Genomic DNA, 14,271 nt, shown 5'->3' with positions numbered 1-14,271 from the left:
CCCGGGCGGCCGGGCCGGCCGGGGACTTCGCGCGGCCGCAGCGCCTCCGGGACCGGGGACTGCTGCCGGCTGCCGGCCGGGCCTCACCAGTGCGGCGGCTGCTCTCCCGGGGCGGGCGGCCGCCCGTACGGCGGGGGCGGCGGGCCGAACCCGCCGCCCTGCGCGGGGGAGCCGGGCCACGGCTCTCCGGGCGGGCCCCAGGGCTCCCCGAAGCCCTGCGGAGCCCCGGGCCCGCCCGCGAGGGGGGCCGTGGGTTCCGCGGGCCGCTCCGCGCCGAGTGCCAGCGTGAGGAGCACCACGGCACCGGTGAGCAGGTAGCCGGCGTCCGTCAGGAGGTCGAGCTGCAACCGGGTGTCCAGCTCGGAGAAGTGGGGGAAGAGGCGCTGTTCCACTGCGGCGGCCACTCCGAGGACGCCGTTGCCCAGCAGCAGGCCGGCCACGGTCAGGCCGAGCGGGCGGGCGAAGGACGCCCGGGCGACCGCGCAGACCCCGGCGCCCAGGGCGAGGGCCGCCAGCGCCCAGGAGGTCCAGCCTCCCGGGGCGGCCAGCAGGGTGAGCAGGGTGCGCTCGCCGGTGACGCGCTGCCCGTAGAGCTCGCTGCCGAACCGTTGCCACCAGTGGATCTCCCAGGCGGCCAGCCCGGCCCCGGCCGCACCCAGCAGCAGCAGGGCCGTGACGCCGGCGCCGGTGGTGGGCCGGGCCGGCGTGCGCTCCCCGGGGTCGGCGGAGGGGGCGTCGCTCCCGAAGGGCCGGCGGCCCGCGGCGGCGGCCACCAGCAGCGCGCCGCCGAGCACCACCGCGCCGACGGCGGTGAGCAGGGTCTTCGTGCGGAGCCCGGCCTCGACGCCCTGCAGCCAGTCGGCGTGCAGGTTCCACAGGCTGGGCGCCCGGAGCACCACGGTGAGCAGGCCGGTCGCCGCGAGCACTCCGGCGGCGGAGGAGGAGCGGAGCGCCGGCACCACGGCGGCGGCGTAGACGATCACCAGCAGGGGGTCCAGCCAGGAGGTGACCCAGACGCCGCCCTCGGCCCGTGCCATGAGGCCGCACCACATCCACCAGACGTCGGTGATCTCGTGTGCTTTGGTGAAGTCCCGGATGATCCATCCGAGGCTGAGTACGGCGAGCACGCTCAGCACGACGCCGCCGAAGACCCGTGCCCCGGGTGCCAGTGTCCGCTGCTGCCCCATCCCCGCGCCCCCCACTGCCGATGCCGGTGTCCGCGACCGGACCTCGTCACAGGTCTACCCGCGTGGCGCGTCGCGCAACAAGTGCACGGGGTGTGGGGGCGGCTGGGCGGACCTGTGAGAGGCGTGCGTGACGTCCGTACGGAGTTCAGGTGAATGCGTTCGTATATCGGTGTCGCGACGACCACGTTGCGAGACTGTTAAGGCGTTTGTTCTGGATTGGTCCCTTTTTGTCCAGTACGCTGCCACTCTGTCAAGCACGCTGGCACGTCAATCTGCACAATCTTCGCTCAAGATGCATGCCGGGTCCATGTGACGGGGCCTGGACCTCTTGACTGCGGACTTAGCCGCTTGCAAAAGTCCGCTCAACCCACGGCACACCCCGGTGCCTTACCAACGGGTTCAGCGAGCACCACGAGCGCGGGGGCACACACGCGATGACGAGTCCAACCCAGGCTTCGACGGCCGGGACCGACACCCCTGGTCCCGAGGCGGAAAGCCTGAGCAAGGATCAGGCCGGGCAGACCGGCCATGCCGGCAGGTCGCCGGGCCAGCTGATGTGGATGCGCTTCAAGCGCGACCGTACCGGCGTGATCTCTGCCTGTGTAGTGATTTTCTTCTTTGCGGTCGCCGCGCTGGCCCCGGTGATCTCCTGGCTCTACGGCAAGGATCCGTACACGCTGTACGGTCTGAACAACCCGGGACTGCTGGATCCCTTCGGCTTCCCGACCGGCCCCAACGGCGGCATGTCGTCGGAGCACTGGTTCGGTATCGAGCCCGAGCTGGGCCGCGACGTCTTCATGCAGCTCCTCTACGGCATGCGGACCTCGCTGTACACGGCCCTGGTCGTGACCATCCTGATGGTGGCCACGGGCGTCATCATCGGCCTGGTCGGCGGCTACTTCGGCGGCAAGGTCGACTACTGGCTGGGCCGGGTGACGGACTTCCTGATGTCCTTCCCCAGCCAGCTCTTCTTCATCGCGACCATGCCGGTGGTTACGGCGGTCTTCGTCGACCCGAGCGAGGAGACCCCGACCTACCTCCGGGCCGTCGCGATGATCACGGTGCTGTGGTTCCTGGGGTGGATGAGCATGGCCCGTCTGGTGCGGAGTCAGGTGCTCAGCCTGCGCGAACGCGAGTTCGTGGAGGCGGCGAAGGTGACGGGGGCGTCGCCCTGGCGGATCATCCGCCGGGAGCTGCTCCCCAACATCTTCACCCCGGTCCTGGTGCAGGGCACGTACATGCTGCCCGGCGCCATCCTGAGCGTGGCGTTCCTGTCCTTCATCGGCGTCGGCTTCGTGGAGCCGACTCCCGACTGGGGCCGGATGTTCGCGGTCGCGGGACGCATCTATGAGAACGACCCGACGTACATGTTCTTCCCCGGCGTGGCCATGGTGATCTTCGTGGTGGCGTTCAACCTTCTCGGCGACTCCGTGCGAGACGCCTTCGACCCCAAGTCCGGACGTTGATCGTCCACCCGAAGGGGGGCTGCCACCCCCGCACCGGTTGACCGGACGCGACAGGGCAGCAGACGGATCCCAACTGACAGGCAGGTGCATTCGGCATCATGAATTTCTTCCGATCGCGCAGAGCGCGCGGGGCGGTCATCGCCCTCGCGGCCGGCTCCCTGGTGCTCACCGGCTGCAGTGACGGCAGCGACAGCACCAGCGGACCCGACACCACGGACAAGGACGCCAAGGCGCAGTCGGTGGCCGTCGAATACGGTGACGCGGAGGCCTCCCAGGGCCCGGCCGAAGAGGTCAAGGGCGCCCAGGAGGGCGGCACCATCCGGGTCTACCAGGAGGACGACTTCTCCCACCTGGACCCGGGCGAGATCTACGTCAGCGACGCCGGTCAGCTCGCCACCCTCATCCACCGTGGTCTGACCACGTTCAAGGAGGACGGCAAGGGCAACAAGACCGTCGTCGGCGACCTGGCCACCGACGCCGGCAAGAAGTCCGACGGCGGCAAGACCTGGACCTACACCCTCAAGGACGGCGTCAAGGACCAGGAGGGCGACCCGATCACCTCCGAGGACGTCCGCCACACCGTCGAGCGGCTGTACTCCGAGGTCATCACCGACGGCCCGCTCTACCTCCAGCAGTGGCTCTCCGGCGAGGGCTCCACCTACCGTGAGGCGCTGCCGGACGGCCCGTACAAGGGTGACCACCTGCCGGACGACGTCCTGGAGACGCCGGACGACAAGACGATCATCTTCCACTTCGACGAGCCGCGTCCGGACCTCCCGCAGGCCCTGACCATGCCCGGCTACTCCATCGTGCCGAAGGAGAACGACACGAAGGACAAGTACGACCAGGGCAAGGGTCTCGTCGCCCTCGGGCCGTACAAGATCAAGGAGTTCAAGCCCGGCAAGACCATGCAGCTGGTGCGCAACGAGCAGTGGGACCCGAAGACGGACCCGGTGCGCCACCAGTACGTGGACGGCTGGAACATCACCTTCAACCACAGCCGGGTGGACCAGACCGAGCGGATCCTCTCCGACCGCGGCGAGTCCAAGCGCGCCATCCAGATGAGCGGTCAGGTCGACTCCTCCAAGGTGAAGCAGGTCGTCACCGAGGCGAAGAACCGCACCGTGCAGGGCTACCAGCCCTACGTGTGGCAGCTGAACTTCAACATGGACCGCATCAAGGACAAGAAGATCCGCGACGCGATCACCTACGCCCTGCCGAACGGCCAGATCCTGCAGCCCGACGGCGGCACCTACGGCGGTGAGCCGGCCGGCGGCCTGCTCGCCCCGACCGTCCCGGGCTACGAGAAGGGCTACGACCCGTACGGCAAGCTCAGCAAGCCGAACGGCGACCCGGAGAAGGCGAAGGAGCTGCTCAAGGAGGCCGGCGCGGAGGGCATGAAGCTCGTCTACGCCTACGCCAACGTGCCGCACCGCGCCAAGCAGGCGGAGATCGTCACCCAGGCGCTCGAGCGGGTCGGCTTCGACGTCCAGAAGAAGGACGTCGACCAGGCCACCTGGTACGAGCAGGTCGGCAAGGTGAAGAACGGCTACGACATCTACATGACCGGCTGGGGCCAGGACTGGCCGTCCGCCTCCACGGTCGTGCCGCCGGTCTACGACGGTGACGCCATCGCCGACGGTGCGTCGAACTACTCGCACATCGACAACGACCACGTGAACTCGGAGATCGACCGGATCCTCAAGATCCAGGACCCGGCCAAGGCCACCGAGGAGTGGACGAAGCTGCACAAGTACATCGTGGAGAAGGTCAACCCGGCCGCCCCGCTGTACTACACCAAGATGCTGCAGATCTACGGTTCGGACATCGGCGGTGCCCGGTACAGCACCGTGAAGTCCTACATCGACATCTCGCGGCTCTACATCAAGAAGTAACAGCTCCACACACCGGGTCCCCGGGGGTGCGTGCCACAAGCGCGCACCTCCGGGGACCGGTCCGAGTCACACCCCGAACCTCTCCCGTCGTAGCGGCCGTGCTGAGAGCAGTTAACCTCCTATGTTGAAATATCTGACTCGCCGGTTGATCGGCGCAGCAGTCATCCTCGTTCTGATCAGCGCCTTCACCTTCTTCATCTTCTTCGCCATCCCACAGGACCCGGCGATGCTCTCCTGCGGTCGCAACTGCACGGAGGGGAACCTGAAGGTGATCCGCGAGGCCATGGGCCTCGACAAGCCGGTGCCGGTGCAGTACTGGGAGTTCGTCAAGGGCATCGTGGCCGGCCGCGACTTCGCCGTGGGCCATTGCGACGCACCCTGCTTCGGCGTCTCCTTCGACGACGAGCGCATGATCTGGGACACGATCATGGACCGGCTGCCGCTCACCGTCTCCCTGACCGTCGGCGGCCTGATCATCTTCCTGACCCTCGGTGTGGGCCTCGGCATGATCGCCGCCCGCAAGAAGGGCACCATGACGGACAAGACCGTCAGCTCCGCCTCCCTGGTCTTCAGCTCGATGCAGATCTACTTCCTGGGCCCGATCGTCCTGGGACTGCTCGTCTACAACACGGGGATCCTCTCGGCACCGAAGTACGTGCCGTTCACCGACAACCCCCTCGCGTGGGCCGGTGGCCTGATCATCCCCTGGTTCGTGATGTCGCTGATCTTCACCGCGAACTACACCCGTATGTCGCGCTCCACGATGATCGAGCAGCTCCAGGAGGACCACGTCCGCACGGCCAAGGCCAAGGGCATGTCCCGCAAGTACGTGTTCTTCCGCTACGCCTGGCGCGGCTCGCTGATCCCCATCGTCACCATCATCGGCGTGGACCTCGGCGCCCTGCTCAGCGGCGCGGTCGTCACCGAGTTCACCTTCAGCCTGGCCGGCCTCGGCCGCCTCGCCGTGGACTCGGTGGAGAACAAGGACCTGCCGATGACCATGGGTGTCATGCTGGTCGGTGCCACCTTCATCCTCATCTGCAACATCGTCGTGGACGCGCTGTACGCCTTCATCGACCCGCGCGTGCGCCTGTCCTAGGAGATCGACCCGTGACCACACTCACCACGACCGAGGACACGCCGTCCCCGACCGGGTCGGGCGCCTTCCTCTCGGTACGCGACCTGCATGTCCGGTTCTCCACCGAGGACGGCATCGTCAAGGCGGTGGACGGACTCTCCTTCGATCTCGAACGCGGCAGCACGCTCGGCATCGTCGGTGAGTCGGGCTCCGGCAAGTCGGTGACCAACCTGACCATCCTCGGGCTGCACAACCCCGAGAAGACAGAGATCACCGGCGAGATCTCGCTGGAGGGCCGGCAGCTCATCGGGGCCCGCGAGAAGACCCTGGAGGGGCTCCGCGGCAACAAGATGGCCATGATCTTCCAGGACCCGCTGACGGCGCTGTCGCCGTTCTACACCGTGGGCCGGCAGATCGCGGAGCCGTACCGCAAGCACACCGGGGCCTCCAAGCGGGAGGCCCACCTGCGGGCGATCGAGATGCTGGAGAAGGTCGGCATCCCCAACCCCAAGCTCCGGGTCAACGACTACCCGCACCAGTTCAGCGGCGGCATGCGGCAGCGCGCCATGATCGCCATGGCGCTGGTCTGCAACCCCGACCTGCTGATCGCGGACGAGCCGACCACCGCCCTGGACGTGACCGTCCAGGCGCAGATCCTGGACCTGCTCAAGGACCTCCAGCAGGAGTTCGGCTCGGCCATCGTCTTCATCACCCACGACCTGGGCGTCATCGCCAACATGGCGGACGACATCCTGGTGATGTACGGCGGCCGCGCCGTCGAGCGGGGCACCGTCCGCGAGGTGCTGCGGTCGCCCCAGCACCCGTACACCTGGGGACTGCTCAGCTCCATGCCGCGCCTCGGGTCGAACGTGGACGAGGAGCTGCTGCCCATCGAGGGCACCCCGCCCAGTCTGCTGAACCCGCCGTCGGGCTGCGCCTTCCACCCGCGCTGCACCTACAAGGACCAGGTCGGCGGCGGCCTCTCCTGCAGCCAGGACCGTCCCGAGCTGCCCGCCGGACGGGCCGCCGCCTGCCACCTGACCCCGGAGCAGAAGCGGACCTTCTTCGTCGAGCAGGTCAAGCCCCGGCTGGCCTAGGGAGAACGCGACAATGAGCAACGAACTCACCCTGAGCACGCCGGAGAGCGCAGGCCCGCAGACCGGCGAGCCGCTGATGGAGGTCGAGGGGCTGCGCAAGCACTTCCCGATCAAGGGCGGCTTCCCGGTCAAGCGGACCGTCGGTGCCGTGCAGGCCGTCGACGGCGTCGACCTCAAGGTCCACGCCGGCGAGAGCTTCGGTCTGGTCGGCGAGTCGGGCTGCGGCAAGTCGACCACCGGCCGGCTCCTCAGCCGGCTGCTGGAGCCGACCGAGGGGAAGATCACCTACCGCGGGCAGGACATCACGAACGCCAAGCGGCGGCAGCTCGCCCCGATCCGGTCCGAGATCCAGATGATCTTCCAGGACCCGTACTCCTCGCTCAACCCCCGGCAGACGGTCGGCTCGATCATCGGCGGCCCGATGGAGGTCAACGGGATCGACCCGCCCGGCGGCCGCGAGAAGCGGGTGCGGGAACTGCTGGAGACGGTCGGCCTCAACCCCGAGCACTACAACCGCTTCCCGCACGAGTTCTCGGGCGGTCAGCGGCAGCGCATCGGCGTGGCGCGGGCGCTCGCCCTCGAACCCAAGCTGATCATCGCCGACGAGCCGGTGTCCGCGCTGGACGTCTCCATCCAGGCCCAGGTGGTGAACCTCCTCCAGGAGGTGCAGCGGGAGATGGGGATCGCCTTCGTCTTCATCGCCCACGACCTGGCGGTGGTGCGGCACTTCTCGCAGCGGGTCGCGGTGATGTACCTGGGGAAGATCGTGGAGGTCGGCGACCGGCAGGCGATCTACGCCAAGCCGCGCCACCCCTACACCCACGCACTGCTCTCCGCCGTGCCGGAGGCCTCGCTGGACGAGGACGTGGAGGGGGGAGACGGCGGCCGGGAGCGCATCCGGCTCGCCGGCGACGTGCCCTCGCCGATCAACCCGCCCTCCGGCTGCCGGTTCCGTACCCGCTGCTGGAAGGCGCAGGACAAGTGCGCCGAGGAGGAGCCCCCGCTGGTGCAGATCTCCGGCAACGCCGCAGGGCATCTGACGGCCTGTCACTTCCCGGAGGAGGGGACCACCGCCCGGCACGGCGACGACGTGGTGCTGGACGAGGCGCTCACCTCCCTGGAGAAGGGGCGCCAGAAGCAGCCCTGAGACCCCCGGAGAGCCCCGGCCCCGGGGCCGCCCGCACGGGCGGCCCCGGGGCCGGGGCCTGTCCGTGAGAGGTCAGCCCAGGCCCAGGCTGCGCCGGAGGAACTCCACCTGGAGCAGCAGCAGGTTCTCCGCGACCTGCTCCTGCGGCGTCATGTGGGTGACCCCGGAGAGCGGCAGCACCTCGTGCGGCCGCCCGGCGGCCAGCAGCGCCGAGGAGAGCCGCAGCGTGTGCGCGACCACCACGTTGTCGTCCGCCAGGCCGTGGATCAGCATCACCGGCCGGTGCTCCGCGGCGGCCCCGGAGAGACCCTCGTCGGTGAGCAGCGAGTTCGCCGCGTACACCTCCGGGTCGTCCTGCGGGGTGCCCAGGTAGCGCTCCTGGTAGTGCGTGTCGTACAGCCGCAGGTCGGTGACGGGCGCCCCCACCACCCCGGCGTGGAAGACGTCCGGGCGGCGCAGCACCGCCAGGCCGGCCAGGTAGCCGCCGAACGACCAGCCGCGGATACCGACCCGCCCGAGGTCCAGCGGGTGCTCCTCGGCGAGCGCGTGCAGCGCGGCGATCTGGTCCTCCAGCACCACGGCCGCCAGGTCCCGGTGGACCGCCTTCTCCCAGCCCGGCGCGTGCCCCGGCGTACCGCGTCCGTCCGCGACCACCACCGCGAACCCCTGGTCGGCGAACCACTGCGAGGTCAGGTGCGGGTTGTGCGCGGCGACGACGCGCTGGCCGTGCGGGCCGCCGTACGGGTCCATCAGCACCGGCAGCGGGCCGTCGCCCTCCCGGTACCCGGCCGGCAGCAGGACGGCCGCCGGGATCTCCCGCTTGCCGGCGTGCAGCAGCCGCGGTGCGGCCCGCAGCACCGGCTCCTCGGCCAGCGAGGCGACGGTGCCGCGCTCCTCGGTGCCGCCGTCCTCGCGCAGCCGCAGCAGGGTGGTGCGGGCGCCCGCGCGGTCCAGGGCGGCGGAGGTGAGCACCACGGTGTCGCCGCCCCGCACGGCCGAGGCGACGTGCGGGCCCGAGTCGACGGCGAGCCGCTCCCAGCCGCCCTTGTCGCCGCTGCCGCGGAAGGCGGCGCGGTAGACGCCGATGTCGCCGGGGTCGCGACGGCCGGTCCCGCGGCCGGCGCCGGACGGGCCGGACGGGTCGTGCTCGCCGTGCTCGCCGGCGAGGCCTCCGCGGGGGCCGTCGCCGGGGGAGGCGGAGAAGAGGATGTCCTCCTCCCCGATGTCCAGCACCGCTCGCACATGGAGGGCGCCGGAGGTGAGCGCCCGGTCCCCGGCCATCAGCACCCGGGCGCCGCCCGTGTCCTCGATGCGGACCAGTCGCCCGTCCGGGGTCCAGGCGGGAACGCCGGGGAAGAGTTCCAGCCAGAAGTCGTCGTCCTCCGCGTGCAGCGGGGAGGTGGCGCCGGTGGCGGTGTCCACGGTCAGGTAGAGCTGGGTGCGCTGGTCCCGCGCCTGCACGAGCAGCAGCGGCGAGCCGTGCCGGGACCAGTGCACCCGGGCCAGGTAGGGGTAGCGGGTGCGGTCCCAGGAGACCTCGGTGCGGCCCTCGCCCTCCACGTCCACCAGGTGCAGCGTGACCTCGGCGTTCGCCGTGCCCGCCGCCGGGTAGGCCACCGCGGCCGGCTCGCGCTCCGGGTGCGCCGGGTCGGCGATCCACCAGCGCCGTACCGGGGCGTCGTCGGCGCGGGCGACGAGCAGCCGGTCGCTCTCCGGCGACCACCAGAAGCCACGGGACCGGCCCATCTCCTCGGCGGCGACGAACTCCGCCAGCCCGTAGGTCACCGTCTCCGCCTCGGGGGTGGCGAGCGCGCGGTCGCCCGAGCCGTCGGTGCCGACCGTACGGAGCGCGCCGCCGCTCACATAGGCGACGTGCCGCCCGTCGGGCGAGGGGCGCGGGTCCACCACCGGGCCCCGCGCCGGGAGTTCCCGGGCCGTGCCGGCCCGCAGCTCGGCCGTGAACAGCCGCCCGGAGAGGGCGAAGGCGGCCAGCTCGACCGCGGTGTCCGTGGCGTAGCCGACGATCCCGGACGCGCTCTCCCGGCTCCGCTCCCGGCGGGCCCGCTCCTCGGGCGGCAGGTCCTCGTCCGCGCCGCCCAGCAGCACCCGCGGGTCCGCGGCGGCGAACTCGCGCCCGCCGTCCGGCCCGTCGCCCCGCTCCCGCACCCACAGGACGTGCACCCGGTCCGCGCCCTCCCGGGAGCGCAGGAAGACGACCCGCTCGCCGTCGGGGGACACGGTGAAGGCGCGGGGGGCGCCGAGGGTGAAGCGGTTCGTCCGCGCGTACTGCCGGGGGAAGGTGGTAGCCATGTGCCCGAGCGTACGTGGCGGGACCCGCCCGGGAGGCCGAACGCCCTGGCTGAAACCTGCATATGCGCCCCTCCCTTGCACCTGTGCTCCGATCCCGTGCCGGGGCACGGATAGTTATGATCCGTTGCGCATGGTGGGTCCGCGGGTATGAAGCCCTCGCACCCTTTCCCCAGACGTCCCCGACGCGCGCTTACGGAGGTGAACCGCCGTGGCACTCTCGATTTCGGCGGTGGTGCTGCTGGCGATCATCGTCATCCTGCTCGTCAAGAAATCGGGCCTCAAGGCCGGGCACGCGGTGGTCTGCATGCTCCTCGGGTTCTACCTCGCCAGTTCGTCGATCGCCCCGACGATCAGCGAGGTCACGTCGAACGTCGCCGGGATGATCAGCGACATCAAGCTCTAGCCGGGCGGTGACCGGACGGGTCGTCGCCGGACGCGCGTCGTAAGCTCGGGGGATGACCGATGCCCCCGAGCGCCGTCTGCTGCTCGTGCACGCGCACCCGGACGACGAGTCGATCAACAACGGCGCCACCATGGCCCGGTACGCCGCCGAGGGCGCCCGGGTCACGCTGGTGACCTGCACCCGGGGGGAGGAGGGCGAGGTGATCCCGCCCCGGCTGGCGCATCTCGCGCCGGACCGGGAGGACCGGCTGGGGCCGTACCGCGTCGGGGAACTGGCCGCGGCCATGCGGGAGCTGGGCGTGACGGACCACCGCTTCCTGGGCGGCGAGGGCCGCTACCGCGACTCCGGGATGACGGGCCTGCCGCAGAACGACCGGCCGGACAGCTTCTGGCAGGCGCCGCTGGACGAGGCGGCGGGGGAGCTGGCCGCGGTGCTCCGCGAGGTGCGCCCGCAGGTGCTCGTCACCTACGACCCGGACGGCGGTTACGGCCATCCGGACCACGTCAAGGCCCACCGCGTCGCCATGCGCGCGGTGGAGCTGGCCGCCCGGGAGGACCACCGGACGGGCCGGGACGCCCCGCACACCGTCGCCCGGGTCTACTGGAACTGTGCCGGGCGCGACGTGGTCGACGAGGGCTTCGCCCGGCTGCGGGAGCGGAGCGCGGAGCTGCCGTTCCCGGGGGTCGCCGAGCCCGGCGACGTGCCGGGTGTGGTGGACGACGCCGAGGTGGCGGTGCGCATCGACGGCCGCGGGAGGTGGGCCGCCGCCAAGAGTGCGGCGATGCGCGCACACGAGACCCAGATCGCCGTGCACGAGCCCTTCTTCGCCCTCTCCAACGACCTGGGACAGCCGCTGCTCGCGGTCGAGGACTACCGGCTCGCCCACGCGTCCGCCCCCGGCGGCCCGCCGGCCGCCGACCTCTTCGCCGGGGTGCCGGAGGTGGCGGAGTGAACGGGGCCAGGGAGGCGGGCGGCGTCGAGGCGGCGGGGCGCACGGGCGCACCCGCGGTGCGCGTCGTGGCGTACGGCGTGCTGTTCGCGCTCGGGGCGGTGACCGGGCTGGCGGGTGCGCTGGTGCACGCCGCCTGGTTCCCGGGCGGTCTGCTGCTGGCGCTGGCGGCCGCCGGGGGCCTGTTCGGCGGCGGGGCGAAGCTGACGCGGACGAAGGTCGGCGCGGTGGCGCCCGGTGCGGGGTGGGCGGTGGCGGTGGTGGCGGCGACCGCCGCCCGGCCGGAGGGCGACTTCCTCTTCGGCACCGGAGCCGGATCATATGTCTTTCTCTTCGGCGGGATGCTCCTCGCCGTGATGTGTGCCACCATCGCGCTGCCCGCGGTGCCCGTGGCGAGGGCCGGTACGCGCTGAACACACCCGGCCGATGTGCCGATTCGGTGGTCCCCGGCTCCGTGCCGTCCGCCCCCAGTATGGTGGTGCGCGCCGGCGAGCCGCCTCCGGAGAGTCCCGAGGGGCGGCAGATCCAACCGGGAGAACCTGCTTTGAGCCGTGAAACTGACAGTTCGTCCTCCGGGCCCCAGGGGCACGGCGGTCCCGCCTACGCGCCGGGGACCGAGCCGTACGGCCCCGCCGGGGGCCCCGCGGAGCCGACCGACCGGGCGTCCGCCGGAGCGGGCGCCGAGGCGGGGGCACCCGCGGACGAGCAGAAGACCGAGACGACGCTGACCACCCGGATCCGGATCAACATCCCCGGTTCCCGGCCGATTCCGCCGGTCGTGATGCGCAAGCCGGTCGGCGAGGGCGAGGGGGACCCCGGCACGGGCGACGGCGCGGCCGCCGAGGGCGCGCCGGGCCCCGAGGGTTCGGGCGGCACCGGCGGTGCGGCGCCCGGGACCGGCGGTCCCGGTGCCGCGGGGGCCGCGGGCCCGGCAGCCGGCGGGGCTTCCGGCGGCGAGGGCGCGAAGACCAGCGACTGGTTCGCCCCCCGCAAGCCGCCGCGCCCGGCGCCGGAGCAGGGCGGTCCCGGCCCGGCCCCGGAGCCCGGGACCGGACCGGACCGGGCCGACCGGCCGGGGTCCGCGCCGTACGGCCCCGGTCTGCACGCCGAGGGACCCGAGGAGCACCCGCGCACGCCGCCGGACGGCGTGCCCACGGTCCCGCCGGAGGCGGCCGGGCCGATCCGCAGCTCCCTCGCCGACCTGGACGGGCCGCCGCCCCCCGGCGGGCCTGCCGCACCCACCGGGCCGACCGGGCCCACCACGGGGCCGGGCACCGGGGACATGCCGCTCACCCCGCCGCCCGGCGCGCCGCTCGGCCCGGGTGCCGTGGGCGGCCCGCAGGGGCCGGGCGTACCGGGGCCGGGCGAGGAGCCGCCCGCCGGCTCGACGCTCGGGCTCGGCACCGGCCGCTCCGCCTTCCCCGAAGGCGGCCGGCCTCCGTCCTCCCTCTACGCGCAGGGCGGCGAAGCACCGGGCGGCCGCCCGGGCGCCCCCGCCGGAGGGGGCCCCGAGGAGCGCGTCACCAGTGACACCCTCGTCAGCGGCATCCCGCGGGTGCCCTCGGCCGAGAGCACCGGCGGATTCCCCGTCACCCCGCAGCCGGGCGCACCCGCCGGTGCGGAGGAGGAGCCCCGCGACCGCGGGGACCGGGACCAGCCGCCGCGGCCCGCCAAGGGGCGGTCCAAGCTGATGCTCGTCGGCGCGGCGCTGATCGGGGTGCTCGGCGTCGCGTACGGCGCGGGGCTGCTGCTCGACCACGCGGACGTGCCGAACGGCACCACCGTGCTGGGCGTCGACATCGGCGGCCAGGACCGGCAGTCCGCGGTCAACACCCTGGACGACGCGCTCGCCACGCGCATGACCGCACCGATCACCGTGGTGGTGGAGGGCGAGCGCAAGGAGCTCAAGCCCAGCGTGGCCGGGCTGACCATCGACACCGAGGCCACCGTCCGGGCCGCCTCCGGGCGGGACTACAACCCGGTGTCGGTGATCGGCTCGCTGCTCGGCGGCCCCCGGGAGGCCGAGGCGGCCATCGAGGTCGACCGGGACAAGCTCCGGGCGGCGCTCTCCGGCCTCTCCGTGGACGGCGGCGGGGCGGCGCAGGACGGCAAGGTCGTCTTCACCGGCGGCAAGGCCAAGGCCGTGCCCGGCAAGGAGCACAAGGGCATCGACGTGTCCGGCGCCGCCGCGAAGGTGGAACAGGCCTTCCGGACGCGCGCGGCGACCGGGGAGAACGCGCCGGTCCCGCTGCCCGTCACCACGCAGCAGCCGAAGATCGGCGAAGGCGAGCTGGAGGCCGCCGTGCAGGGCTTCGGGAAGACCGCCATGTCCGGCTGGGTCTGGCTGCGCGCAGGCGACGTGGAGGTGCCGTTCAGCGAGCAGACGATCGGCACCTTCCTGACCATGCAGCCCGGCGAGGACACGCTGGTGCCGGTGATCGACACGGCCAAGCTGGGTGAGACCTACGGTTCGGCGTTCGACGGAGTCGTGATCGACGCCGGGAGCGGCACGGTGGAGATGACCCCGAAGCACGCCGCCGCGGCGATGATCGAGGCGCTCAGGGAACCGGCGCCGCCGGCCCCGCAGAAGCGCGTCGCCGAGGTGGAGGGCGCCCGCAGCCGGTGACCGGGGCGGCCCGGTGCGGCACTCGCGCGTACGGCCCGGCGGAGGCGCAGGGCGCGGCGGACACCGGCGGCCCTCCTGCCGCCGCGGGGCGTGCCGCCGAGCGGCCCGGGCCG

At 72.3% G+C, this 14,271-nt stretch carries 11 protein-coding genes; 9 read left to right on the top strand and 2 right to left on the bottom strand.

The window, feature by feature from the left end; translation table 11 throughout:
- Positions 1–83: 83 nt before the first annotated feature.
- Entirely contained in the window at positions 84–1,187 is a 1,104-nt protein-coding gene (locus HOY81_RS25485) for a hypothetical protein (protein WP_237323061.1), read from the bottom strand.
- A gap of 434 nt (positions 1,188–1,621) precedes the next feature.
- On the opposite strand from HOY81_RS25485, the gene HOY81_RS25480 reads away from it, so the two are divergent.
- The 5 genes from HOY81_RS25480 to HOY81_RS25460 all read left to right on the top strand — a co-directional run bounded on the left by HOY81_RS25480 (position 1,622) and on the right by HOY81_RS25460 (position 7,870).
- On the top strand, positions 1,622–2,653 hold the full coding sequence (locus HOY81_RS25480) for an ABC transporter permease (protein WP_237323060.1): 1,032 nt from the start codon (positions 1,622–1,624) through the stop codon (positions 2,651–2,653).
- 98 nt (positions 2,654–2,751) lie between these two features.
- Positions 2,752–4,548: an ABC transporter substrate-binding protein gene (locus tag HOY81_RS25475; protein ID WP_237323059.1), complete on the top strand. Its 1,797-nt coding sequence runs from the start codon at positions 2,752–2,754 to the stop codon at positions 4,546–4,548.
- Positions 4,549–4,669: 121 nt separating this feature from the next.
- The gene (locus tag HOY81_RS25470; protein ID WP_237323058.1) at positions 4,670–5,647 is read left to right on the top strand and encodes an ABC transporter permease; all 978 of its coding nucleotides are present in this window, start codon (positions 4,670–4,672) and stop codon (positions 5,645–5,647) included.
- An 11-nt stretch (positions 5,648–5,658) separates the two neighbouring features.
- Positions 5,659–6,723 (top strand): ABC transporter ATP-binding protein, encoded by a 1,065-nt coding sequence (locus HOY81_RS25465; protein WP_237323057.1) that lies wholly within the window; start codon positions 5,659–5,661, stop codon positions 6,721–6,723.
- A gap of 13 nt (positions 6,724–6,736) precedes the next feature.
- Positions 6,737–7,870, top strand: a complete 1,134-nt coding sequence (locus tag HOY81_RS25460) for an ABC transporter ATP-binding protein (protein WP_237323056.1) — start codon at positions 6,737–6,739, stop codon at positions 7,868–7,870.
- Positions 7,871–7,942: 72 nt separating this feature from the next.
- Here the strand turns inward: HOY81_RS25460 and HOY81_RS25455 are convergent, their stop codons facing one another.
- A complete protein-coding gene (locus HOY81_RS25455; protein ID WP_237323055.1) occupies positions 7,943–10,180 on the bottom strand; it encodes a S9 family peptidase in 2,238 nt (745 codons plus the stop codon).
- A gap of 208 nt (positions 10,181–10,388) precedes the next feature.
- Here HOY81_RS25455 and HOY81_RS25450 point away from each other — a divergent pair, with 208 nt between their 5' ends.
- The 4 genes from HOY81_RS25450 to HOY81_RS25435 all read left to right on the top strand — a co-directional run bounded on the left by HOY81_RS25450 (position 10,389) and on the right by HOY81_RS25435 (position 14,158).
- The gene (locus HOY81_RS25450) at positions 10,389–10,583 is read left to right on the top strand and encodes a DUF2304 family protein (protein WP_237323054.1); all 195 of its coding nucleotides are present in this window, start codon (positions 10,389–10,391) and stop codon (positions 10,581–10,583) included.
- Between the two features lie 52 nt (positions 10,584–10,635).
- Complete coding sequence (gene mshB / locus HOY81_RS25445) at positions 10,636–11,535, top strand: N-acetyl-1-D-myo-inositol-2-amino-2-deoxy-alpha-D-glucopyranoside deacetylase (RefSeq protein ID WP_237323053.1); 900 nt, start codon at positions 10,636–10,638, stop codon at positions 11,533–11,535.
- 56 nt (positions 11,536–11,591) lie between these two features.
- Positions 11,592–11,945, top strand: coding sequence for a DUF6113 family protein (locus HOY81_RS25440; RefSeq protein WP_237323062.1), 354 nt, complete (start codon positions 11,592–11,594; stop codon positions 11,943–11,945).
- Positions 11,946–12,076: 131 nt separating this feature from the next.
- Complete coding sequence (locus HOY81_RS25435; RefSeq protein ID WP_237323052.1) at positions 12,077–14,158, top strand: hypothetical protein; 2,082 nt, start codon at positions 12,077–12,079, stop codon at positions 14,156–14,158.
- The last annotated feature ends 113 nt before the right edge of the window (positions 14,159–14,271 follow it).

The organism is Streptomyces sp. JJ36 (assembly GCF_021696945.1).
Taxonomy (GTDB): Bacteria; Actinomycetota; Actinomycetes; order Streptomycetales; family Streptomycetaceae; genus Streptomyces.
This window is presented reverse-complemented; position numbering and strand designations above follow the sequence as displayed.

Coding starts and splice junctions, on each gene's coding strand:
- HOY81_RS25485 (WP_237323061.1), bottom strand. CDS start 1,187: ATGGGGCAGCAGCGGACACTGGCACCCGGGGCACGGGTCTTCGGCGGC.
- HOY81_RS25480 (WP_237323060.1), top strand. CDS start 1,622: ATGACGAGTCCAACCCAGGCTTCGACGGCCGGGACCGACACCCCTGGT.
- HOY81_RS25475 (WP_237323059.1), top strand. CDS start 2,752: ATGAATTTCTTCCGATCGCGCAGAGCGCGCGGGGCGGTCATCGCCCTC.
- HOY81_RS25470 (WP_237323058.1), top strand. CDS start 4,670: ATGTTGAAATATCTGACTCGCCGGTTGATCGGCGCAGCAGTCATCCTC.
- HOY81_RS25460 (WP_237323056.1), top strand. CDS start 6,737: ATGAGCAACGAACTCACCCTGAGCACGCCGGAGAGCGCAGGCCCGCAG.
- HOY81_RS25455 (WP_237323055.1), bottom strand. CDS start 10,180: ATGGCTACCACCTTCCCCCGGCAGTACGCGCGGACGAACCGCTTCACC.
- mshB (WP_237323053.1), top strand. CDS start 10,636: ATGACCGATGCCCCCGAGCGCCGTCTGCTGCTCGTGCACGCGCACCCG.